Genomic DNA, 23,324 nt, shown 5'->3' with positions numbered 1-23,324 from the left:
GGTCGAGGGGGGTCGGGGAGCGGCCGTACGTCCTGCGGCGCTTGTGCCGGGACCAGCCGATTCCGACCGTAGGGCGGATGCGGCCGGTCCGCGGCGAACGGATCGATCCCGTGCCCGACACCGCCGCGACCGCGGCACGGAACCGTGTCATCGGCCCGCTCATCCGTTCTCGACGACGACGGATTCCTCGACCCAGGGCGCAGCTCCGTAACCGCTCGTCAGGAGGTCCGCGGCCAGTTCGCGGCCGTGGTTCTCGGCAGCCGCGCGGAAGGCGCTCGCCAGCAGCTCCACCAACCCCTGGGTGAAGGTGCCGGTGCTGTGGTCGTCCAGCCCGGCGGCCGCGTTCCGCGGGTGGCCGGGAAGGTCGAGCGAGAGGATGTCGGAGCCGACGACCTTGACGAGATCGGCGGCGGCGCCGTCGATCCGGTCCAGCAACCGCGCCAGGCAGTGCAGGGTGACCGCCGCGGGGATCCCGGCCCGGACGAGGTCGAGGGCGGCGCGCAGGACGCCCGGCCGGGCGATGCGCACGGCGCCCTCCTCGTCCCAGCCGACCACGCCGTGCCGGTTCAAGGAGTGGAAGACGCCGGGCCTCTCCCGGATCGCGCGCTGGAGGGCGGCCGTGAGCTCGTCCCGGTCGTCGTCGCGGCCCTCCGCGCCGAGGATGGCGCCGATGGACACCAGGTTGAAGCCCTGGCGCTGGAGCGAAACGATGTGCTCCAGCCGCCGCACGTGCGTGTCGTCGTAGTAACCGACCCGCCCGCTGCGGACCGGCGGTTGCAGCAGCTTGCGCGATTGGTGCGCGCGGACGTTCCGCGGCGACATGCCGACGATCCGGGAGAGTTCCTCCACGGTGTAGCGGGCGGCCGGACGGTCCGGGCTCGTCAGGGACAGGGGGCTCGATGTCATGGGGTGTCCTTCCACGGACCGGCACCGTGGTCGAGGCGATGCCCATGGCGGTGGTCATGGCCATGAGGTGGTGCCGCCGTGGTGATCTCGGGTGAGGTGGGCGCACCGCATCGCGAGAGGGGCGTGCGGTGTGGGGGGTGGGCCGGAGGCCCGCCGTGCCGTGCCGGGCACGTCGTGCCCGGCAGGTGCGGCCGGACCCAGTCGAGCACGCGCCCGCCGATGCGGACCAGGCGGTTCAGCCCGCAGGACTGGGTCCGGCATACTTCTGCCGTACAGCTCGCGCCGCGCCCGGGGGAGCGCAGCACCACGAGGAGCGTTCCACGTGCGGCAGCCCTGCCGAGTCCCTGTCAACGGGCGTCCACCAGCGGCCGGTCCGTCATGAGCGGCGGCGGATCCGCGCCCGACGGGTTCGGGGAACTGCTCCGCAGCCTGCGCCTGCGCGCCGGCCACACCCAGGAGCGACTCGCCCACACCGCGGGAGTGAGCGTCCGCACCCTCGCCGACCTGGAACGCGGCCGGACGCGCGGACCGCAGCGCCGTACGGTCCAGGCCCTGGCCCGCGCACTCGCACTGGACACCGCGGACCGCGGCCACCTGGAACGGGTCGCCGCCGTCGGCCGCCCCCGCTCGCGACAGGCGGCCGCGCCGTCGGGCATCCTGCCGCTCCCGCGCGACCTCAGCGACTTCACCGCCCGCACCCAGGCCCTGGCCCACCTCCACGCCCTGGCCCAACGCCCCCCGGGAGACTGGGCCCCCGTCGCGATCGTCGCCGGACAACCGGGCCTCGGCAAGACCGCCTTCGCCGTCCACGCCGCGCACCGCCTCGCCCCGCACTACCCCGACGGTCAGTTCGCCGTCGATCTGCTCGGCATGGACGAGCGGCCCGCCGACCCGCGCGAGGTGCTCTCCCGGCTGCTGCGAGCCCTCGGCGTGAGCGAGCGCGGTGTCCCCCACGAGACCCCGGACCGCACGGGCCTGCTCCGCTCCCTCACCGCCACCCGCCGGCTGCTCCTGCTGTTCGACAACGCCGCGGACGAGGACCAGCTCCGCCCGCTGCTCCCGGGCCGCGGCGACTCGCTGACCGTCGTCACCAGCCGGCACGCCCTGGCCGGTCTGGAATGCGCCCACCGGGTCGACCTGACCCTGCTGCACCGCGAGGAATCCGTCGAGCTGATCACCCGCATCATCGGCGCACCGCGCGTGGCCCGAGAGGCCCGGGCCGCCCGCGAGCTCGCCGACCTGTGCGGCCATCTGCCGCTGGCCGTCCGGATCGCCGGACAGCGGCTGGCGGTCCGGCCCCAGGAGCGTTTGGGCAAGTTGGCGACCCAACTCGCGCGGGAGGAGAGCCGTCTGGACGCGCTGAAGGCCGGAAGCCTGGAGATGCGGGCCGCCTTCGCACTGTCCTACCGGCAGCTCCCCCCGGCCGCCCGCACCGTGCTGCGGCGCGCGGCCCTCGCCGCCGGACCCGATTTCAGCCCGGAGACCGTGGCGCTGCTCGCGGGCACCACACTGCGCCGGGCCCGGCTGTGCATCGAGGACCTCGCCGACCGCGGCCTCCTGCAACCCCACCCGGAAGCCGAGCGCTACCGCTTCCACGACCTGCTGAAACTCTTCGCCACCGAGCAGCTCGCCGCCGACGACGACCCCGCCGCCCTCGTGGTCGCCCGTCGGCGCACCGCCCGCTGGATGCTGAGCCGGGCCACGGCGGCGGCGCTCCACTTCGACGCGGACCACCATCGCACCGGGGACGGCGATCCGGACCCCGCGACCGCTCCCACCGGCAGCGAAGCGGCCCGGGCCTGGTTGGAGGCCGAACGCACCCAGTGGCTCTGGGCGCTCCACCACGCCCAGGCGGCCGGATGGCACCGCGAGGTCATCGACACCGCCGAGGCCATGCACTGGTTCTCCGACCGCACCCAACACTGGGAGCAGTGGGTCGAGGTCTTCCGCCTCGCCGTCACCGCGGCCCGCGCGCTGGGCAGCCGGACGGAGGAGACCGTCCACCTCAACTACCTGGCCTGGGCTTACAACATGTGCACCTACGACCACCACGCCGCCCTGGAGACCGCCGACGCGGCCTTCGCCGCGGCCCGCGAGGGCGGCGACGCGCTCCAGATGGGCTGGGCCCTGGGCTACGGGGCGGGTGCGCTCAAACGCCTCGGTCGCACCGGCGAGGCCATCGCCTGGCTGCGCGATTCCGCCGCCTGCCACCGCGACAACGCCACCCCCCAGGGCCGTCTCGCCGAACTGACCACCCTCAACACCCTCGGCGTCGTCCTGCGCGAAACCGGCCACGCGGGCCAGGCACTCGCCATCCACCGCAGCAGCGAGGCGATCTGCCGCGCGGGAATCCCCGGCCAGTCACCCGACCTGCTCGCCGTCTACCACGCCGCCACCCTCCACCACCTCGGGGGCGACCTGGCCGCACTCGCCCGCTGGTCCGAGGCGGAAGCCGTCCTGAGCGGGGCGCTCACCGCCTTCGAGGCCGCGGACATGCCGGCCTGGAGCGAACCGGCCCGACTCGACCTGGGCATCGCCCTGCACCACCTCGGCCGCGGCGAGGAGGCCCGTACCGCCGTGGCCACGGCCCACCGCGCCCTGACGGAGCTCAACCACCCCCGCCACGCCGAAGCCGCCGCCCTCCTGGACGGGCTCCCCGGCGCCACCGGCTGAGCCGGGCCCGGGCGGCCCAGGCGTCGGCGTCGTCACGGTGCAGGTCAGCGGCAGAAGTCCATGAGGGTCTCCTCGAAGTCCGGGAACTCGGCGGTCGCCGACGCGACCACGGCGGTGGCCGAGCGGCGCCGGTCCGGCGCGAACCGCTCGGCGATCGCCGCGAACTCCGGCGGGGCGGGCGCCGTTCCTCCGGGCTCGTACGAGGTGACGGCCTCCAGCGGCCCGCAGCCGTCGGCCAGCAGCCACAGGAAGTCGCCCAGGTCGCGCGCGACGACGCCGGTCTCCCCCTCGGACCCGAGGAAGACGACGGGCTGCTCGGCCAGCGGCCGGCCCGGGCGCACCGACCAGAACGCCGCGTACCCGCCCGTACCGTCCTGTCCGAAGACGTGGAAGTCGCTGCCGTCGATCTCGTGGTTCCCGGTCCAGGCCTGGAACCAGTCGGTCGTCTCGGCGACGGACAGGAAGGCGGGGAAGGGCTCGAAGTCGACGCCGTGGCCGTCGGCGTAGTCGAACGGAGCGGCCATCGCGGCGGCGAGCGCGGCAGGGAACGGGAGGTCATCGTCGTACGTCACCGCAACAGGCTAGCCAGCGGCTCCGACAGCGGTGGCCGGGGGTGGTGGCCCCCGGTGTTCCGCGTCCGAGGATCAGCCCCTCGCGTGCTGGTGCAGGGAAGCGGCCAGGAGGTGCGAGTCGAGCAGCGAGGCGTCCGCCGTGCGGTCCGCCCGCGCGTAGCCCGCCAGCATCCGCTTGGTCAGGACGAGCGCCTCGGGCGAGCGCCGCACGAGGGGCCCGGTCCAGGAGGCGACCACCTTGTCCAACTGGTCGAGCGGGGCGGTCCGGTGGAGCAGGCCGAGGCGGTGGGCCGTCCCGGCGTCGAAGACGTCGCAGGTGAGCATGAGCTCGCGGATCCGGGAGGCGCCGACCTCGCCGACCAGGCGTCCCATCGCGCCGCCCCACGCCGGCGGCAGCCCCACGCCGACCTCCGGCATGCGGAAGCGGCTGGTGTCCGCACCGGCGCGCAGGTCGCAGAAGGAGGCGAGGGCCAGACCCGCGCCGATGACCCGTCCGTGCAGCCGGGCGATCGTGACCGCGTGGGTGTTCTCCAGCGCCTGGCACAGGCGGTGCGCCTTGTCGGCGATGCGCCGCAGACCGACCCCGGACGGATCGGCGGCCAGCGCCTCCTGGTACTCGCCCCGGTCGGCGCCGAGGCAGAAGTCCGTACCCAGTGACGAGAGCGTCAGGATCCGGACGTCGGGTCTCTCGTGCAGGTCGTCCAGGAGGTTGATGAGGTCGTCGAGGACCGCGGCGTCCAAGGTGTCGTCCTGCCCCCAGGGGTTGAGGCGCACGTGCAGTACGGGGCCGTCCTCGTCGACGAGCACCGCCTTGGGGGCGGTCCGGGCGCGGCTGGGAGCCGGGCCGGGGGTGGGGGCGTGGGTGGGCGCGGGGGAGTGGGCCGGGGCGGCGGGGTGGGGTGATTCGATCATGCGACGGCCACGTCCAGGTTCAGCAGGCGTCGGAACGCCACGCGGGGCGCCATCGACGGGGGGCGTACGAGGGTGAGGCGCGGCAGGCGCCGGATCAACTGGTGGAGGAGGGTCGTCGCTTCGAGGCGGGCCAGCGGCGCGCCGAGGCAGTAGTGGATGCCGCCGCTGAAGGCGAGGTGGCCGGGTGCGCGCCGGGGGTCGAAGCGGTCCGCGTCGTGGTGCCGGGCCGGGTCCCGGTGCGCCGCTCCGACCAGGAGGTGGACCATCTCGTCCCGGTGGATCTCGATGCCCCCCAGCACGCAGTCCTGCGAGGCGACCCGGCTGATCACATGGGTGGGCGGGTCGTAGCGCAGCGATTCCTCGACGAACCCGGATACGAGGTCGGGGTCGTCGGCGACCGCGTCCCAGCGCTCAGGGCTCTCGACGAGGCGCAGCGCCGTCGTTGACAGGAGCGTCGAGGTGGTCTCCAGCGCGGCCAGCAGGATGAACAGCACCAGGAAGTAGACGGCCTCGTCGGCCTTGTCCCGGTCGGGCTCGATCCCGTCCCAGGTCCGGATCCACCGGGTGATGGGGTCGTCACCGGGGCGGGAGCGTCGTTCACGCACCAACTCCGTGAAGTAGGAGCGTAGTTCGGCCGTGGCCGCGTCGGACAGTGCCAGTTGGCTGGCCGACGGGAGCAGTTCCTGGGCGAAGACCTGGTCGTGCGTCAACTCCCGCAGTCTGGCCCAGTCCGCCTGTGGCAGCCCGAGCCAGCCGCCTATGGTGGCCACCGGCAGCTCCTCGCAGACGAGCGCGGAGAAGTCGGCCTCGCCGGTTCGTATTCGCTCGGTGAAGGCGTCGAGGAGGCGATCGGTGGTCCGGTCCACGTGGCGGCCGATGCACTCCATCGTGGACCGGTCGAAGGTGCCGGCCGCCCGCCGCACCTTGGTGTGGTCCGGGGTGTTGAGGGCGGCCAGGGTGTTGCTCATCTCGCGGGAGGAGGAGGCGTTCCAGCGCGTCCCCGACTCCTGGCGCGCGCGCCAGGCCCGGTCGGGCTCCAGCCACGCGCGGCTGCGCAGGACCTGGTCGCAGGCGGCGAAGCCCGTCACGACCGAGCCGCCCCAGGGGGCGGGTACGACTTCACCCCGGGCCAGCAGCTCCGCGTAGATGGGGAAGGGGTCGGCCTGCCCTCCGGCCGTCCGCAGACGGGAGAAGAGGGAGGCGGACGCCCTGCGGTCGTACGACGGAGTTGTGGCAACCCCCATGATGGCGGCTCCTTTCTGAAGACCAGCCGCCATGCATACCCACATGATCGTTAAAGCATCCATGGCGGCAGCTACTCAGGAGGTTCGTGGGACTGCTGGGATCACATTCGCCTCATTCGCCCCGGGTCCAGGCCAAAAATCGACTGAACAGGCCGCCCTTGGCCTGCGACGCACCACCGGCCTTCGCGCGCGCCGGTCCGGCGTGGGACGGCGGGGCGCCGGCGCCGGCGGGCGAGGGGGCGACCGGCTGCTGCTGGTGCGGCTGACCCGCGGTCGAGCCCGCCGCCTCGGCCGCCTGGGGAGCGGACCGCGGCGTGAAGCGGATCGGGAGGGTGACCAGCGTGCGGCTCCACGGGCTCGGCTGCCAGGTGAGCGACTTGAACGGGACGCGCATCTCCACGTCCAGCAGCTGGTTCAGCAGCGCCTCCACGGCCGTCACCGTGATCATGAAGGCCGGGTCCTTGGCGGGGCAGGCGTGCGGACCCGCGCCGAAGGCCAAGTGCGCCTTGGTGTTGAGCTGTTCGCGGTGCGCGGTCAGTTTCGGGTCGGTGTTGGCCGCTGCGAAGGAGATCAGCACCGGGTCGTTCGCCCGGACCACCCGGTTGCCGAGCTCGATGTCGTGCGTCGGGTAGTGGGCGGCGTAGTTGGCGATCGGCGCGTAGTTCCAGAGGGTCTGCGAGACCGCGTCCTCGACCGGGAGGCCGACCTGCCAGTCCTCGCCGAGGTACAGGGCGCTGCTGGTGCCGATGGCAGCGGCGAGCGGGGCCGTACCGCCGGAGAGCAGGGTGACCAGCTGGTGCAGCACCTCCTCGTCGCTGAGCTGCGCCGGGTGCTCCATCAGGCGGGTCGTCAGGTCGCCCGTCGGTCGCCGCCGCTTGAGGGCGATCAGCTCGGTGAGCGCCCCGCCCAGGACCTCGTCGGCCCCGGGGGTCCCCTCGAAGATGCCGCTGATCCCGGCGATCACGCGGTCGCCGATCTCGGGCGGGCAGCCGAACAGGTCGCTGAAGACCAGCAGGGGCAGCGGCTGGGCGTACTCGGCCATCAGCTCCGCCTGCCCGAGCACGTCGGTGCTGAACTGGCTGATCAAGTACTGGGCGGACTGCTGCGTCTGCCGGATGAGCTGGTGCTCGTTGACCGTGGCGAGACTGTCGGTGACCGCCCGCCGCAGTCGGGCGTGTGCGGCGCCGTCGCTGAAGAGCGCGTTGGGGCGGTAACCCATCATGGGCAGCGCCGGGCTGTCGGCCGGAACGCGCCCTTCGGCCAGGGCGTTCCAGCGGCGGGAGTCGCGCACGAAGGAGGCGGGGTTCTGCAGGACGTAGAGGGCCGCGTCGTAGGTGGTGACGAGCTCGGCCTGGACGCCGGGGGCGATGTCCACGGGCGCGCTGTGCCCGAAGGAACGCAGCTGCGCGTAGTGGCTGTCGGGGTCGGCTCCGAAGGCGGCGCCGTACAGCTGGACGTTCCCGTGCGCGGGGCAGCCGGGGGGTATCTCCTGGGGATCACGGGGCTGTTGCATTCCTGCGCTCCTAGCCGAGTTGGGACATGAGGTGTTTCACGAGGGTGATGAGGGCCTGCGCCGAGGAGTTCTCGTCCCGTACGTCGCACTCCACGACGGGGGTCTCGGCGGTGAGGTTGAGAGCCTCGCGCACCTCGTCGAGCGGGTAGTGCGTGGTGCCCGCGAAGTGGTTCACGGCGATGGCGTAGGTCAAGCCGAAGCGCTCGACCAGGTCCAGGACGGGGAAGGACTCGTGCAGCCGCTCCGGGTCGACCAGGACCAGTGCGCCCAGCGCCCCCCGGGAGAGCTCCTCCCACATCTCCTTGAAACGCTCCTGGCCGGGCGTTCCGAAGAGGTAGAGCACCAGGGTGTCGCTCAGCGTGAGCCGGCCGAAGTCCATCGCGACGGTCGTGGTCGTCTTGTCGGGGGTGCCCGACAGGTCGTCGAAGCCCACGCTGGCCTCGGTGATCTCCTCCTCGGTCCGCAGCGGCTCGATCTCGGAGAGACTGCCGATGCAGGTGGTCTTGCCGACCCCGAAGTGCCCCACTATGAGGATCTTCACCGCGTGGGAGACATCTGGATCCAGGTACACGCGTTACGCTCCGAATCGATTCTTCAGGCCTTCGAGCACCGCGCTGACCAGTTCCCTGTCAACCCGTTCGGCGCGCGGGATCGGTGTCCTGGCGAGAATGAGACTGTCCTCCTCCAACTGCGCCAGCAGGATCCGGACGACGCCCAGGGGCAGGTGGGTGTGTCCCGCCACCTCGGCCACGGACAGGAAGCCGTTCGCGACCAGGTCCATGACCTGCCCCGCTTCCGGGGAGAGCGTGCGCGCGGAGACCGGCGCGTCCTGCGCCACCGCGGCCGTCACGAGCGTGGTGTGCTCGTACTCGTGGTCCGGCGGCAACGCCCGTCCGTTCGTGATCACGAAGAGGGGGACTAACGGGGACGTCAGCTCCAACTCCTCGTCCTGCTCGGGCCCGTCAGGCATGGCCTGTCCCCTTCTCCGGTGTCGCCGCCGCGGTCAGTCGGGGAACCACCTCGTGCAGCCGCGTGGCGAACTTCTCGATGTCGCAGTCGTGTTCGGCGGCAGCGGCCAGGAAGGCGTCGGGGCCGGCAGCCATGAGGAAGATCCAGCCGTGTTGGAACTCGATGACCGTCTGGCGCCACCGCGCGTCCTCGGCCGCCCCCGCGAAGCGGGAGGTGACCCGGCTGTAGGCGTGGATGCCCGTCATCGCCGCCGAGATCGTGTCCGCGAGGTCGCGGCTCACCCCGGCCGTCGCCCCGCGGGGGAGCCCGTCCGAGCCCAGCAGCACCGCGTGGCGGGCGCCCTCGACCTCGGACACCACCTGGTCGAGCTCACCGAGGACGAATCCGGGGTGGGCGGCGTCCTGCTGCTCCCCTGCGCCCCTGCGCCGGCCCGCGACCTCCTCGGCGCTCACCCGGGGCGGCGAGGTGAGGTTGGTGCCCAGCCGGGCGACGAGACGGTGCATGCGGAAGGAGATCTGCTGCATGTCCACGTCGGGCTCGGCCGCGGCGGCGAGGTACGAGCCCTGCCCCGCCCCGATCAGGAAGCTCCAGCCGTGCGAGAACTCGATGATGGTCTGGTTCCACTGCCGGTCCTCCTCCGGACCGGCGAAGTGGGCCGCCGCCCGACTGAGCGACTGCATCCCGGCCATGGCGGCGGAGATGGTGCGCACGTCCGTCTCGGACAGCCCCTCCGTCGCGCCGCGCGGAAGGCCGTCCGCGGACAGCAGGACGGCGTGCCGGGCCCGGGGCACGTTGTGCACGATGTCCTGGAGCATCCACGAAAGGTCTGCGGTCATGCCTCTTCGGGCCCTTCGAACGAGGTGACGTCAAGGTTGCGACCGGAGAGCGTGCCGCGCTGGAAGGCCCCCAGGCCGCGCCCGGAAGGGCGGCCCGACTCCTGCGGGGTCCGCGCCGCCGGCGGCGCCGCGTCGCCGGGATCGGGCACGCTCGCGATGGGCGCCTGGCGCGCGCCGCGCTTGGGCAGACCGTGCATCGTGCGCGAGGGCGCGACCTGCGGCCGGCTCTCGGGGGCGCGCCGGATGTTGCTGACCAGGGCCTCGGGGGCGGTCGGTATCTCCTCCATGGTCCACAGCTCCTCGGGCAAGAGGACGACGGCCCTGACGCCGCCGTACCGGGAGACACCGGTGACGTCCACCCTGAAGCCGTGCTGGCGTGCGATCAGGCCGATGACCGGGAAGCCGAACTTGGGCTGCGTCCCGAGCTGCGACAGCCGGGGCGCGACCTCGCCGGAGAGCAGCGCGGTCGCCCGCTGCCGGTCTTCGTCGTTCATGCTCACACCGGCGTCGTCGATGACGATGCACAGGTTGTTCTGGACCCGCTGGAACGTCACTTCGATCGGGGCGTCGTGCTGCGAGAAGCTGGCGGCGTTGTCGAGCAGCTCCGCCACGGCGAGGGCGACGGGCGCGACCGCGGACGCCTTCAGGGCGAGACCGGTCTGCTGCATGATGGCGACCCGGTGGAAGTTGCGGATCTGGCTCTGGGCGCTGCGCACCACGTCGTAGACGCTGGCGGGCCTGTTGCGCCGGCCGAGCGGCGCACCGCACATGACGGCGATGCCCTGGGCCTTGCGCGCCATCTGGGCGTTGGCGTGGTTGACGTCCAGCAGGTCGCTGAGGACGGCGTGCCCGCCGTACGTGCGCTGGATGCCGTCCAGGAGCGTCGTCTGCTCGGCCGCGAGGCTCTGTAGGAGGCTGGCGGCGCCCTTGAGGACGGTCTTGGTGTTCTCCTCCGCCGCTTCCTTGGCCTCGCGGAGCGTGGCCTCCTGCCCGCTGCGGAACCGCTGTAGCTCGGCGCGCGACGCGTGCAGGTGGCCGTCGGCGGTGAGCAGTTGCTGCCGCAGCTCGGCCTCCGCCTGCTCCTTCTTCGCCTCCAGCGCCCTGTTGCGGGCGATGAGTGCTGCGACCGCGACCACGGCTATCGCCGCCACCGCAACCAAGCACCACACAAGTGCGTCTCGATTCATGGAAACCTTTCCCGGCGCATGGCGTGCGGACGGCTGCAGATGCACCTCGAGAGGCCCCGCAACGCAGCTGATCGGCACCGTCCACCTGCTGTTACGCGGAGAACATGGCGCCGATCGCAAATCTGCATCTGCGTCAAAGTAGATCAAGATCACAGATGCCGGGATGCTATCACCCGGATCTTCGGCCCCTCGACGCCCCGCAGGGCGCTACAAACGCCCAGCTCAGCGGTCGCGGGAGCGGGCTGACAGGGCCTGCGGACCTGGCTTTCGGCCTCCGCGGACCTCCCTCGGCGTCGATCTGTTAAGCAGTTCTTCACGCGAGGAGTGACAATCTCTCACATCTATCTGAGGCCCCGTCAACCACACCGGTGACGCCCTCCATCGGCAGGCGCGGCCGCTCAGTTCGGGGGTGAGCGGCCACTTATTGGCCTGATATCGACGCGTGGAGCGGCCGGTACGACGGCGACCGGGCCCGCCGACTCCCCGCGTCTTCGTCACCCTCCGTGGCCGCGTCCCGGCGGCGCCGGCCGACGGCGCGGCCGAAGCCGCCGGCGCGGCGACGCGGCGCCCGGGGGCCCCGAGGTGGTGATCGCCCTCGGCCGCCGCCTCGACCCCGCACAGGGTGTCGGTGGGCCCCTACGAGACGTTCGCACGAGCTAAGTCGATCAACGCGGTGGGTGACCGCGGTCGGTCTCGGGGCCCGGGCACGGAGGAGCTCGTCGAGCCGGACGGCGTGCGAGGTCGTGCGAGGTGCAGGTGGGGGCAGCGGAGCTCCGCCGGTTCGATCTCGGCGAGCACGCTGCGGCGCAGCGGGTACGGAATGCGCGTCATCCTGCGCGCCACCGCGCGCACCCAGGATGCAAGGTTCACCACCGCGGCGTTCCATGGTCACAGGAGCCTCCACTCGGGGACCGAGATCCTCAGGACACGGAGGTGGCCAGCCATGGCCGCATTGCTTTGGAAGCGCACGTGTGTCGCGGCCGCGGCCGCGGTCGCGCTGTTGAGCGTCAGCGGAGGTTACGGGCACGCCCTCGCTGCGACGCCGCCCGACGAAACGACCCGACAGCTCGTCGGGTCGTCCCCGCTACCGCTGCCGTACCCCCTCAACCGCCAACAGGCGGTCGACATGCTCAGTTCCGGGCTCTCCGTCGCGGGTCGGTACGGGACCAAGGGGCTCGAAGGGTTTGCGAGGCAGTCGACGGAGACGGCCTACAGGGACAAGCAGGTCCGTCGCGAGAAGTGCGGCTACGAGTACGACTACTACAAGAGGAAGGACGTCTGGAAGTGTCACGACGAGTACGTCACGGAAAAGGTGCCGTACGAGAAGACGGTCTACACGACCACCGACTTCTCGGACCTCGGCACGGCCTCATCGCTCACGTTCTCCTCGGCCGCCGCGGCCATTGGTCACATGTCCGGCTTGGGCGTCACGGCCTGGCGCCATTTGACCCCGTGACGAAATTCCTTCGGGGCCTGCCACAGGTGGCACGGGTGTGGGCGCGGGCGGATACTGCAAAGGGGTGAAGGGAAAGGTCGCCGGGTTCCCGCGCAGGGGGAGTGCCTGGGAGTACCACCCTGAGCACGAGCAGCCTGGCCGCGCTCGCCTCGTCGTTCGCCGGCGAACTGATCGGCCCCGACGACCATCGAAACATCCCGCCGAGCACGCACGCGTAGGAGTGGAGCCAGGATGATCCCGGCTCCACGGTTCACCCCTACGCCGTGGCGGGTCGTCAGGTGCGGGTCCAGCGCTGGTTGCTGCCGCCCGAGCAGGAGTAGAGCTGGATCAGGGTGCCGTTGGCGGTGCCGGTGCCGGCGGCGTCCAGGCAGAGGCCGGACTGGACTCCGGCGATGGATCCGTCGGAGCCGAGGCGCCACTTCTGGTTGTCGCCGCCCCAACAGCTGTAGATCTGGACCTTGGTGCCGTTGCCGGTGCCGGCGGCGTCCAGGCACTTGTCGCCGTAGACCCTGAGCTCGCCCTCGGCGGTGTACGACCACTGCTGGTTGGTGCGGTTGTTGCAGTCCCACAGGTTGAGCTGGGTGCCGTCGGTGGTACCGGCACCGGGCACGTCCAGGCAGCGGCCCGAACCGACGCCCTTGACCTGTCCGGGACCGGGCGTGGGGTTCGGTGTGGGGTCGGAGGAGCCGGCGTTGAGCGCGTTGAGCACGGAGGTGTAGGCGGGCTTCTTGTTGCCGTTGCCGTCGAACAGCAGCGGCGATTGCTCCGACCGCCAGGAGTCGGTGTCGCGCACGCCCCAGACGGTGATGCCGAGGCAGCGCGCGACGGCCAGGCAGTCGTTGGTCACGTTGGCGTAGGTCGCGGCCGAGGCGCCCTGGATGTCGAGTTCGGTGACGGCCACGTCGACGCCGAGGGCGGCGAAGCTCTGCAGGGTGGTGCGGAAGTTGCTGTTGTACGCGCTGTCGTTGTTGAAGTGGGACTGGAAGCCGACGCAGTCGATCGGCACTCCGCGCTGCTTGAAGTCCCGGACCATGGCGTACATGGCCTGGGTCTTGGCCCAGGTCCAGTTCTCGACGTTGTAGTCGTTGTAGCAGAGCTTGGCGGCCGGGTCGGCGGCCCGCGCGGTGCGGAAGGCGACCTCGATCCAGTCATTGCCGGTGCGCTGCAGGTTGGAGTCGCGCCGGGCCCCCGAACTGCCGTCGGCGAAGGCCTCGTTCACTACGTCCCACTGGACGAGCTTGCCCTTGTAGTGGGCCATCACGCCGTTGATGTGGTGGGTCATCGCCTGGCGCAACGTGCTGCCGCTGAGGTTCTGCATCCAGCCGGGCTGCTGCGAGTGCCAGGCCAGGGTGTGGCCCCGTACCTGCTTGCCGTTCTGCACGGCCCAGTTGTAGACGCGGTCACCGGCGGCGAAGTTGAACTGGCCCTGCTGGGGTTCGGTGGCGTCGATCTTCATCTCGTTCTCGGGCGTCACCATGTTGAACTCGCGGCCCGCGATCGTCGTGTACGCCGAGTCGCCCAGCCTGCCCGAGGCGATGGCGGTACCGAAGTAACGGCCGCTCTGCGCCGCCGCGCCACCGGGAGTGCTCTCGGCGGCGTGTGAGGCCGGCGGGGCCACCAGCAGGGCGGCCGAACCGAGGACGCCGGCGACCAGCGCCGTACCGAGCACACCGACCCTTCGGCGAACGGTGGACGGGGGAATGGCATGTGAGCCCATGAAAGAGCCTCCAGGACAGAAATCACGGAAGGATCGGAGCGAGGCGGGATGCATCCGCGTGAACGACGCCCGTGTCCATGGACAAAGGGCGCTCACCGTCGGGGCGCAGAGATCCGAGGCCGGCACTCGGCACCCGGAAACAGGCGGGGATATCGCCTCGACCCTCAGTCTGGAAACACCGCCGAAACATGTCAAGAGTTTCGAAAGCATTTCGATAATCCGCCCCTATGAATAGCCGGATAGCCGCTATCCATAAAGCGATCCTCATCGAAACTATTTCGATGAGGATCGCTCGGGTGGCGCCGGGGCCCGGCCTTCGGCGGGGGAAGGGGGGTGAGGGTGGGGGGGAGGGTGGATCAGTAGCCGTAGATCATCTTGTAGGCGACCTCCGGCAGGAACTGTCCGGCCGAGGAGCCGGCCCCGACGCCGCAGTTGCCGTCGGACTCGCCGGGGATCTTGATCCACAGCAGCATTTCGGCGCCGCCGCCGCGCTGGGTGGGAGCACCGATCCGGCGGCCGGCCGGGTTGCACCACTGGCCATTGGAGCCGTTGCCGTTGCGGCTGCTGTCGACGACGAACGGCTTGGTGTAGCCGTAGGAGCTCAGGGCGGAGTTGACCGCGTTGCCGTAGGAGGTGTTCTGGTCGGTGGTGAAGTAGTTGGAGACGTTCAGCACGAAGCCGCGTGCCCCGCCGACCCCGGCTGCGGCGAGCTGCTGCGCCATGGTCGAGGCGCCGATCCAGCCGGAGTTCCCGGCGTCGAGGTACACCCAGGTGTGGGGTGCCTTGGCATTGAACTGGGCGATCGCGTTCTTCAGCATGGCGTTGCGCTCGGCGATCTGAGTGGCTGTCATGCAGCTCTCGTGGCCGAGCGCGTCGGGTTCGAGGACGACGACGGCCGGGCGGTTGCCGATGCCACCGGCGAAGGCGGCGATCCAGGCGTCGTACGCGGCCCGGCTCCCGGCGCCGCCGCCGGACTGACCGGCGCAGATGTCCCGGTCGGGGATGTTGTACGCGACCAGGACCGGCAACTTGTCCGAGGCGTCCGCGCGGCCGACGTAGGCGCCGGTGGCGGAGGCGATGTCGCCGCTCCAGTTGCCGAACCAGCGGGCGGCCGGGGTGTTGGCGATGGATGTCCGGATCGCCGCCGCCCGTCCGTCGCCGGGGTTCGCGTTGGTCCACCGCAGGGCGGAGTTGTCGGGGTCGGTGTAGAAGCCGCTGGTCATGGTGGTCGGGTCGGCGGCGTACGCCGGGCCGGCGTCGACCAGGGCGAGAGCGGCGGTGAGGGCACCGGCCAGCAGGGCGGATGCGGCGCGGACGGACTTGCTCATGGTTCTTCCTCCGGTGGGGGGTGGGGGAGGGGGGTGAGGAAGGGGGGGCATCGACGGTCCCACCTCGCCGTGGGCGGCCCGTGGCGATCGGGGGACGCGGCGCGGGGGTCAGATGAAGCGCCACAGGTGGTCGGCGGTGCCGTTGTCGTCCCACAGGACGGTCTGGGCGCCCTGGGCGGTGGAGGCGCCGGAGACGCCGAGGACCCGGCCGCTGGTGGCGCACTGGATCCGGAAGGTGTCTCCGGCGCGGTGGCGCAGGCGCCACCGGTGGTCGGCGGCGCCGTTGTCCGCCCACTGGACGATCCGGGAGCCGTTGGTCGTGCCGCCGTTCTCGACGGCGAGGACCTTGCCGCTGTGGGAGTTGCGCAGGCGCAGGTGGCCGCCGGCGTCGACGACGGCCGTCCAGAGGTGGTCGGCGGTGCCGTTGTCGTCCCACTGGACGGCGAGGCCGCCGTCGGCGGTGGACATGTCCCGCACGCCCAGGACCCGCCCGCTGGCGACGTTCTGGATGCGCCGGGCACCGGTGGGGACGAACTGCCACTGGCCGGCGGGGGCACCGGTGTCGGGGACCTGTACGGCCGCGGCGCCGTTGGCGGTGGAGCCGCCCGCGATGCCGAGCAGCTTGCCGGAGTGTACGTTCCGCAGCGCGTGGTAGCCGTTGCCCGCGTCGACGACGGTCCACTGGTGGTCGGCGGTGCCGGTGTCGGACCACTGGAGGATCGTGGCGTCGTCGGCGGTCGACATGTCCTTCACGCCGAGGACCTTGCCGCTGTTGCGGTTGCGCAGCCGCAGTGCGGCGCCGTCGACGAGGAGGAGCCAGTCGTGGTCGGCGGTGCCGGAGTCGGTCCACTGCAGGGCGGCGCCCCCGTCGGCGGTGGACATGTCCCGGATGCCGAGGACGAGTCCGCTGGCCGCGTTCACGAGCCGGAAGCCGGGGCTGTCGGTCCGCCAGTAGACGGTGTAGTTGAACCCCTGGGCGTCGTGGAACGGCGCGAGTTCGACCGTCGCTCCGTTGGCGGTGGCCGTGAAGGCGAGGGCGGTGGTGCTGGTCCGGGTGATCGAGGAGGGGTCCAGGGTCGGCAGGGAGGACAGCGTGGTGCTGCCGTAGTTGCCGGCGAGGACGGCGGGGCCGTAGGTGATCGCCGCGATGCCGGGGTCGTCGTTGGCCTCCTGGAGGTGCACGCGCATGGGGAGCTTCACGGTGACGGTGTCGTCGGCGGCCCAGGCCCGGGTGAGGGTGGCGTAGGTGCCCGGCGTGGCCGTGACGGTCTGGGCGACGCCGTTGACGCTGACGGTGGCGCCCGAGGTCCACGCGGGGATGCGCACGCGCATCGACCAGGTCCCACCGACGCCGCCGGTGACCTTGAGCGTCGTGGTGTCGTCTGCCGGGTAGGAGGTGCTCTGGGTGACCGTGATGCCCCGCTCGGTCCAGTTCAGGACGGAGGGGAGGAACAGGTTCACGGTGAGGGTGGCGCCGTCGTGGAAGTAGACGGAGTCCATCAGCTTGGTGTGGGACTCGATGCCCGTTCCCTGGCAGCACCAGAAGGTGCCGTAGTCGGTGCTCCAGGTGCCGCCGCCCCACGCCGGGCCCACGCCGCGGCGGCCGCCCGGGTCGAGCGGGGTGAAGTAGGTGACGTGCCCGTGCGGGTCGGCCGGGTTCTGGGCGCCGAGGACATGGTTCAGCAGCGTCTTCTCGTAGAAGTCGAAGTACGACGCACGATCGGGGTCGAGCTGCCACAACTCCCGGGTCAGCTTGAGCATGTTGTAGGAGTTGCAGAGCTCGCAGGTGTCGCGGGCGAGGAAGCCGGCGATCGCGTCGGGGGCCCGGAAGTGCTCCGCCTGGCTGTTGCCGCCGATGGCGTAGGTGTGTGAAGTGGTGCAGAACGTCCACGCGTTGGCGGCGATGTCGCGGTAGCGGGTGGTCCCGGTGGCCTGGTACGCGCGGGCGGCTCCGATCCATTTGGGCACCTGCGTGTTGGCGTGCAGGCCGTCGAGCCGGTCCAGGTTTGCCGCGAGGGGGTCGAAGACCGCGGCGTGGTCGAACCGCTGGGCGGCGGTCAGCCAGCGGGCGTCGCCGGTCTGCAGGTGAATGTCGGCCAGCACCTCGTTCATCCCGCCGAACTCGATGCCCATCAGCGACTGCATCGCGTCGCGGCTGAGCGCGGCGGTGCGCCGGTCGACCCAGCCGGCGAGCGCGAGGAGGACGTCGCGGGCCTGTGCGCTGCCGGTCAGGCGCCACACGTCGAGCAGACCCGCCAGGGTCTTGTGGACGCAGTAGTACGGGACGTTGCCGTTGTTCAGCGTCCCTGCTTCGAGCCGGGCGAAGTCGCTCTCGGGAAAGCCCGAGAGGTAGCCGGCGGAGTACCCCGCGGTGGAGTTGTTGGCCTGGCACTTGGCGAGTTCGGCCACCATGTGGTCCGCCTTGTCGCGGCAGGTGGTGTCGCCGAGCGCGGCGTAGGCCTGGGCCCACGCCGTGAGGAAGTGACCCTGCACGTGGGTCCGGAAGGGGAACGCCGGGTCGTCCCACCCGCCGGTCGGGGCCGCGGCGTTGGTGGAGAGCCGGTGGTTGGAGCGGAAGTTGTAGAGCAGGCGGTCGACGTCGACGAAGCGGAGATAGGCCAGCGTGCGGTTCTGGTTGTCGAGCCATCGGCTGCTGGTGAGCCGGACCTGACCCAGCTCGAACGGCAGCGTCGACACGCCGACGTCGGACCTGATCGGGGACGTCCGCGCCGCGGCGGAGACGGTGTCGAGTACAGGTCCGGCGGCGGCCGCCACGGCCGCGACGCCGGCCGCCTTGATGACGGCGCGGCGGCTGAGAGGATGAGCCGGCATGGCGAACTCCATGGTCCGTGAGGGATGGGGGTGCCGCGCACCAGGGCTGTCGGACTTCGATCCGCGGCTGCGAGGCCGGTGTGTCGGACGCCTGCTGCGCACGAGTGTTAACGCTCACAATTGACGTGTCAATCCTTTCGACGGGCGGCGGAGACACGACGTCAGGCCCTGCTGGGATGTTCCTGTGGGCCCGGGTAGGTGATGTCGAACCGCGTGAAGTGGGCCTGGTGGGTGGAGGGGTGGCCGTTGGAGGTGGCGTAGAGGCCGAGCTGGACGCTGGTGAACAGCGGGGTGAGGAAGGTGGCTTCGACGGTGGCCAGGTCCTGCCACGCTCCGCCGGGCGCCGCGTGGGCGAAGGTGTGGCTGAAGCCGCGGATGCGGACCCCCAGGCGAAGGGGGCCCGGGGGCACGGGAACGCCGGCCAGGACCTCGGCCCCGCGGCGGAGGCCGAGTCCTTCCGCGGTGCGCAGGAGGAGGAGGTGGGTGTCGTCGTCGAGGACCACGGCGAGGCCCGCCTGCTCGTCCGGTGCCGTGGGCGTGAAGTGCAGCTCGGTGGAGACGTCGCAGTCGGGCTGTTCCTGAGGGCGGACCAGGAGGGACGGGGTGGCGCGTTCGCCGAGGCGTTCGGGGCGGAGTCGGAGGCGGAGCCCGTCGCCGGTGCTCCAGAACTGCTCCGGCGGTGTGCGCAGGCTGCTCCAGTCCGCGCCGAGCGTGGCGAAGTCGTCGTGGACGGGGCGGCGGAGGTCGGTGTGGGCGACGGGGGAGAAGACCGGCCAGCCCGCGTCCCAGGTGATCCGGCTGAGGAAGGTCTCGCGGCCGAGGGCGGAGCCGGGGCGGACGCCCAGCAGGACGGCCCGCCAGTCGCCGTCCGGGGTGCGGACGAGGTCGGCGTGCCCGGTGCAGGTGACCGGACCCTCGGCGGGCGGGAGTACCGGATTGCCGGGGGCACCCTCGTAGGGGCCGGTCACGCGGTCCGCGCGGGCGGCCACCACGCTGTGGTCCACGTCGGTGCCGCCCTCGGCGGTGACCAGGAGGTAGGTGCCGCCGGTCCTGTAGAGGTGCGGGGCTTCCGACCATCGGGCGCCGGGGTGGCTCCCCGACCACAGGACGTGCTCGGGGCCCCTCAGCCGTCGTTCCCGGGGAAGGTATTCGCGCATCCAGATCTCGGTGCGGCCCGCGGCTTCGTCCACGACGCGTGCGGCCGTGAACCAGGCCCGGCCGTCGCCGTCGCCGTCGCCGTCGCCGCCGTCGCCGTCGCCGTCGCCGTCGCCGCCGTCGCCGTTGCCGTTGCCGTTGCCGTTGCCGTTGCAGTCGCCGTTGCCGTCCGCCCCGTCCCCGCCCCCGTCCGCCCCGTCTCCGCCCCCGTGCCCATCGCCGTCGTCCGGCCCGTCGTCGAAGAACAGCGACGGGTCGAAGCCCTCGCCCTCCAACCAGTGGGGCTCGGACCACGGCCCCGCCGGGTCGGTCGCGGTGACGACGAAATGACCCGGGCCGTCCATCAGCGTGCAGACGAGGTGGAAGACCCCGTCGTGGTGCCGGATCGTCGGCGCGAACAGACCCCGGGAGGGCTCGCAGCCGTCGAGGTCGAGCTGGGACGCCCGGTCGAGCGCGGAGCCGATGCGCCGCCAGTTCACGAGGTCGCGGCTGTGGAAGACGGGCAGGCCCGGGAACCATTCGAAGCTGGACGTCACCAGGTAGTAGTCCGCTCCCACCCGGCAGACGGACGGATCGGGCCGGAACCCGGGCAGCACGGGATCGCCGAAAGACCTGATCATGGAGCCGGGACCGGGACGATCTCGACCGGCACCGACAGCACCCGGTCGGCCGCCGGGTGACGTACGGGGCCTTCCAGAGTGAAGCAGCCCTGGAGCGGAAGATCGCCGCTGGACCGTCCGACGGACACGCCGATCTCCCCGGGCTCCACTCTTCTGCGCAGGTCGAGCCCGGTGAAGGAGGTCCGGTCGGCGTGGACCGAGAAGGTGATCCGGGAGGCCGCGCCCGGCCGCAGTTCGACCCTGGCGAATCCGGCGAGCCACCGCTGCGGCCGGACGACGGACGCCACGGGGTCGGAGAGGTACAGCTGGACCACTTCGGTCCCGGCCACCTCGCCGACGTTGCGTACGGTGACCGAGACGGCGACGCCCCCGTCCGTCGCGGCGACGGGGTCCACGGAGAGCTCCGAGAAGGCGAAGCTGGTCCAGCTCAGCCCGTGTCCGAACGGGAACAGCGGGGTCGGGTCCACCGAGCTCCAGTCGGTGTGCCCGCCGAGCCTGGCGTGCAGGTAGGTGCCGGGCTGGCCGCCGACCCGGCGGGGGATGGAAACGGGCAGCCGTCCGGACGGTTCCGCGGCGCCGCTGATGATCCGGGCCAGCGCTGTTCCGCCCTCCTCACCGGGGAAGAAGGCCTGCACCACGGCCGATGCGCGCTCGGCGAGCGTGCCGAGCGCGTAGGGCCGTCCGGAGACGAGGATCAGGACGGTCGGCACCTGCGAGTCCAGCACGGCGCGGGCGAGTGCGGCCTGGTCGCCGGGCAGGTCGAGGGTCTCGGCGTCGCAGCCCTCTCCTGAGGTGCCCCGGCCGAACATGCCGGCCCGGTCCCCGAGCAGGAGCAGGTTCACGTCCGGATCGTCCGTGGTGACCGTGAACCCGGCAGCGGTGAGCGCCTCGCCGAGCGTCGGGATCTCCAACCCGAGGTCGCCGGGCAGCGCGACGTGGTTGGGGAAGGAGTAGCAGCCGAGGAAGGACTGGGGGTCCTCGGCGTAGGGCCCGCTGATCGTGACCCGGCACGGCCGCAGCGGCAGGATGCCGTCGTTGGCGAGCAACACCGTGGACCGTTCGGCCAGGAGCCGGGCCAGTGCCCGGTTCTCCGGCGGGTCGAGGTCGACCGGCTCGGGCTCGACGGGTTCCCAGTCGGGGTCCAGCAGGCCGAGCTCGGCCTTCTGGAGCAGGACCCGTTCCGCGGCGCGGTCGATGAGCTCCTCGGACACGCTTCCCGCCCGCACGAGTTCGGTCAGCGGCTCGCCGTAGCACCGCGCCGTGGGCAGCTCGACGTCGATGCCGGCGGTCAGCGCCAACGCGCCGGCCGCGCCCCGCGATCCGGTGACACCGTGGCGGGTCTCCAGGAAGGAGACGGCGTAGTAGTCGGCGACGACCACACCGCTGAACCCCAGCTCGCCCCTGAGCAGTTCGGTCAGCAGCCGTTCGTCGGCGGCCACCGGAACGCCGTCCACGTCGGTGTAGCTGTTCATCACCGACCGGGCGCCCCCCTCGCGCAGTGCCCGTACGAAGGGCTCGACCAGTACGTCGGCGAACTCGCGCGGTCCCGAGGCGACGGGGGCCATGTTCCGGCCGCCGCGCGAGGCCGAGTACCCGGCGAAGTGCTTGAGCGTCGCCACGATCCCGGCGCCCTCCAAGCCCTGCACGTAGGCGGTGCCGATCGCTCCGACGAGGTAGGGGTCCTCGCCGATGCACTCCTCGGTCCTGCCCCACCGGTAGTCGCGGACCACGTCGAGCACCGGAGCCAGCCCCTGGTGGACGCCGACCCGCCGCATCCCCGCGCCGATGGCGGCAGCCATCCGGCGCACGAGCCCGGGATCGAAGGAGGCGCCCCAGCACAGTGGCCCGGGGAAGACCGTCGCTCCGAACGTCATGAACCCGGTCAGGCACTCCTCGTGAGCGACCGCCGGTATCCCGAACCGGCCGGATCCGGTGACCTGCCGCTGGAGCGAGGCGAGCCGCTCCATCCCGGCTTCCGCGGTGATCGGCGCGGTTCCGTACACCCGGGTGAGCTGGCCGAGGCCGTGGGCGACGATGTCGTCGAGGCCCGGCGCGGACTCGCCGGAATCGTCCTCCATCGGCGCGACGGGTGCGCCCGGATCCGAGGGCAGCGCCCAGAAGCCGGCGAGCTGACCCACCTTCTCCTCCAGCGTCATCCGCTTCAGCAGATCGGCTACGCGTACGGACACGGGAACGAGGGGGTCACGCCAGGGCTCGGTCAAGGAGTTCTCCTAGGAACGGGGCGGGGCGGTGGAGAGCCGGACCTTGAGCTCGGTCGAGAGCTCCATCCGGGGGCTGACCAGGGGCTGTCCGTCCAGGAGCTGGAAGAGCGTACGGGCGGCCAACCGGCCCATTTCCTCCAGCGGCTGACGCACCGTCGTCAGCGGCGGGGACAGCCATTCGCACATCGGCAGGTCGTCGAAGCCGACCACGCTGAGGTCCCGCGGGATGCTCAGCCCGCTCTGCCGCGCGGCTTCGTAGACGCCCATCGCCTGCTGGTCGCTGCCGGCGAAGACGGCGGTCGGCGGCTCGGGGAGGGCGAGCAGTTCCCGGGCGCGTCGGAACCCGCCCTCGTGTTGGAAGTCGCCGAACCGGATCAGCTCACGGTCGACCTCGATCCCGGCCCGCTCCAGCGCGGCGCGGTACCCGTCGATGCGGGCCTGGCTGCAGAGCATCTCCTTGCGCCCGCCGATCGCGGCGATCCGACGGTGCCCCAGCTCCAGCAGGTGTTCCGTGGCGGCGAGGCCGCCCGCCCAGTTGGTCGCGCCGATGCTCGGCACGCCGTAGCCCGGCAGGTCGATCGGGTCGATGACGACGAGTGCCACCCCGGCCTGTTCGACCTGGGCGCGCTGGGCCCGGGTGACCGAGGCGGTGACGAGGATGACGCCGTCGCTGTGGTGCAGGACCGGCAGCGCGGCCCAACTCGAAGGAGTGGCCTCGCCCGGCGGGACGAGCGATACGACGGTGCCGACGCTCCGCTGGGCGCACTCGGCCTCGACGCCGCGCAGTATCTCCACCGCCCAGGCGCTGTCCAGACCGCCGATGATCAGGTCGACCAGGCCGGACCTGCGGGCCCTGGCCTGCGCGCCGGGGTGGAGGTAGTGGTGCGAGCGCAGCAGGCTCTCGATCCGTTCGCGTGTCGCGGGTGCGACGTCGGAGCGGCCGTTGACCACCTTGGACACGGTGGCCTGGGAGACCCCCGCCTCGGCGGCGATGACGGCCAGGGTCGGGCGCGGCTCGCTCAACTTCTCTCCTCCATGCTGACATCTCGGGTCGGCGACAGGTATCGCAAACTTTCGAAGAGTTTCCGGTCGGCCCGACTTGGTTGTCAAGCCGCAAGAGGGCTTCTCCCAAAGGGAATTCGGTGAGAAGGCTTGACCGGAGGGCTACGCGTTCCTAGTTTG

17 protein-coding genes are annotated in these 23,324 nt (G+C 71.7%); 2 read left to right on the top strand and 15 right to left on the bottom strand.

Features of this window, described 5'->3' with window-relative positions; genetic code table 11:
• Nucleotides 1-159 precede the first annotated feature (159 nt).
• Nucleotides 160-906 (bottom strand): MerR family transcriptional regulator, encoded by a 747-nt coding sequence (locus ACIBEA_RS14915; protein ID WP_399260759.1) that lies wholly within the window; start codon nucleotides 904-906, stop codon nucleotides 160-162.
• Nucleotides 907-1,284: 378 nt separating this feature from the next.
• On the opposite strand from ACIBEA_RS14915, the gene ACIBEA_RS14910 reads away from it, so the two are divergent.
• Nucleotides 1,285-3,579, top strand: a complete 2,295-nt coding sequence (locus ACIBEA_RS14910; protein WP_399260757.1) for a helix-turn-helix domain-containing protein — start codon at nucleotides 1,285-1,287, stop codon at nucleotides 3,577-3,579.
• A 44-nt stretch (nucleotides 3,580-3,623) separates the two neighbouring features.
• On the opposite strand, the gene ACIBEA_RS14905 is transcribed toward ACIBEA_RS14910, so the two are convergent.
• The 8 genes from ACIBEA_RS14905 to ACIBEA_RS14870 all read right to left on the bottom strand — a co-directional run bounded on the left by ACIBEA_RS14905 (nucleotide 3,624) and on the right by ACIBEA_RS14870 (nucleotide 10,812).
• Nucleotides 3,624-4,151, bottom strand: coding sequence for an SMI1/KNR4 family protein (locus ACIBEA_RS14905; protein ID WP_399260755.1), 528 nt, complete (start codon nucleotides 4,149-4,151; stop codon nucleotides 3,624-3,626).
• A 72-nt stretch (nucleotides 4,152-4,223) separates the two neighbouring features.
• Nucleotides 4,224-5,063 carry an enoyl-CoA hydratase/isomerase family protein gene (locus ACIBEA_RS14900; protein WP_399260753.1) on the bottom strand — a complete coding sequence of 280 codons (840 nt, stop codon included), beginning with the start codon at nucleotides 5,061-5,063 and terminating at the stop codon, nucleotides 4,224-4,226.
• Nucleotides 5,060-6,307 carry a cytochrome P450 gene (locus ACIBEA_RS14895; RefSeq protein ID WP_399260751.1) on the bottom strand — a complete coding sequence of 416 codons (1,248 nt, stop codon included), beginning with the start codon at nucleotides 6,305-6,307 and terminating at the stop codon, nucleotides 5,060-5,062. Before ACIBEA_RS14895 ends, ACIBEA_RS14900 begins: the two co-directional genes overlap by 4 nt.
• 112 nt (nucleotides 6,308-6,419) lie before the next feature.
• Nucleotides 6,420-7,820, bottom strand: coding sequence for a cytochrome P450 (locus ACIBEA_RS14890; RefSeq protein ID WP_399260749.1), 1,401 nt, complete (start codon nucleotides 7,818-7,820; stop codon nucleotides 6,420-6,422).
• Between the two features lie 10 nt (nucleotides 7,821-7,830).
• On the bottom strand, nucleotides 7,831-8,391 hold the full coding sequence (locus tag ACIBEA_RS14885; RefSeq protein ID WP_354383823.1) for an ATP/GTP-binding protein: 561 nt from the start codon (nucleotides 8,389-8,391) through the stop codon (nucleotides 7,831-7,833).
• Between the two features lie 3 nt (nucleotides 8,392-8,394).
• Nucleotides 8,395-8,790 (bottom strand): DUF742 domain-containing protein, encoded by a 396-nt coding sequence (locus ACIBEA_RS14880; protein ID WP_399260747.1) that lies wholly within the window; start codon nucleotides 8,788-8,790, stop codon nucleotides 8,395-8,397.
• A complete protein-coding gene (locus ACIBEA_RS14875; protein WP_399260745.1) occupies nucleotides 8,783-9,625 on the bottom strand; it encodes a roadblock/LC7 domain-containing protein in 843 nt (280 codons plus the stop codon). Before ACIBEA_RS14875 ends, ACIBEA_RS14880 begins: the two co-directional genes overlap by 8 nt.
• On the bottom strand, nucleotides 9,622-10,812 hold the full coding sequence (locus ACIBEA_RS14870) for an ATP-binding protein (protein WP_399260743.1): 1,191 nt from the start codon (nucleotides 10,810-10,812) through the stop codon (nucleotides 9,622-9,624). Before ACIBEA_RS14870 ends, ACIBEA_RS14875 begins: the two co-directional genes overlap by 4 nt.
• A gap of 820 nt (nucleotides 10,813-11,632) precedes the next feature.
• Between ACIBEA_RS14870 and ACIBEA_RS14865 the strand changes: the two genes are divergently transcribed.
• The gene (locus tag ACIBEA_RS14865; RefSeq protein ID WP_399260741.1) at nucleotides 11,633-12,268 is read left to right on the top strand and encodes a hypothetical protein; all 636 of its coding nucleotides are present in this window, start codon (nucleotides 11,633-11,635) and stop codon (nucleotides 12,266-12,268) included.
• 274 nt (nucleotides 12,269-12,542) lie between these two features.
• On the opposite strand, the gene ACIBEA_RS14860 is transcribed toward ACIBEA_RS14865, so the two are convergent.
• The 6 genes from ACIBEA_RS14860 to ACIBEA_RS14835 all read right to left on the bottom strand — a co-directional run bounded on the left by ACIBEA_RS14860 (nucleotide 12,543) and on the right by ACIBEA_RS14835 (nucleotide 23,165).
• Nucleotides 12,543-13,985, bottom strand: a complete 1,443-nt coding sequence (locus tag ACIBEA_RS14860) for an endo-1,4-beta-xylanase (RefSeq protein ID WP_399260739.1) — start codon at nucleotides 13,983-13,985, stop codon at nucleotides 12,543-12,545.
• 356 nt (nucleotides 13,986-14,341) lie between these two features.
• Nucleotides 14,342-15,313 carry a glycoside hydrolase family 6 protein gene (locus ACIBEA_RS14855; RefSeq protein ID WP_399260737.1) on the bottom strand — a complete coding sequence of 324 codons (972 nt, stop codon included), beginning with the start codon at nucleotides 15,311-15,313 and terminating at the stop codon, nucleotides 14,342-14,344.
• Nucleotides 15,314-15,421: 108 nt separating this feature from the next.
• The gene (locus ACIBEA_RS14850; RefSeq protein ID WP_399260735.1) at nucleotides 15,422-18,145 is read right to left on the bottom strand and encodes a beta-L-arabinofuranosidase domain-containing protein; all 2,724 of its coding nucleotides are present in this window, start codon (nucleotides 18,143-18,145) and stop codon (nucleotides 15,422-15,424) included.
• Nucleotides 18,146-18,306: 161 nt separating this feature from the next.
• Nucleotides 18,307-19,920, bottom strand: a complete 1,614-nt coding sequence (locus ACIBEA_RS14845) for a family 43 glycosylhydrolase (protein WP_399260733.1) — start codon at nucleotides 19,918-19,920, stop codon at nucleotides 18,307-18,309.
• Entirely contained in the window at nucleotides 19,917-22,142 is a 2,226-nt protein-coding gene (locus tag ACIBEA_RS14840; RefSeq protein ID WP_399260731.1) for a glycoside hydrolase family 3 N-terminal domain-containing protein, read from the bottom strand. Before ACIBEA_RS14840 ends, ACIBEA_RS14845 begins: the two co-directional genes overlap by 4 nt.
• Nucleotides 22,143-22,151: 9 nt before the next feature.
• Nucleotides 22,152-23,165, bottom strand: coding sequence for a LacI family DNA-binding transcriptional regulator (locus ACIBEA_RS14835; RefSeq protein ID WP_399260729.1), 1,014 nt, complete (start codon nucleotides 23,163-23,165; stop codon nucleotides 22,152-22,154).
• Nucleotides 23,166-23,324 lie beyond the last annotated feature (159 nt).

Source organism: Streptomyces sp. NPDC051555, assembly GCF_044454405.1.
Classification (GTDB): Bacteria; Actinomycetota; Actinomycetes; order Streptomycetales; family Streptomycetaceae; genus Streptomyces.
Note: the sequence above shows the minus strand (reverse complement) of the source record. Positions and strands in the feature narration are given on the sequence as shown.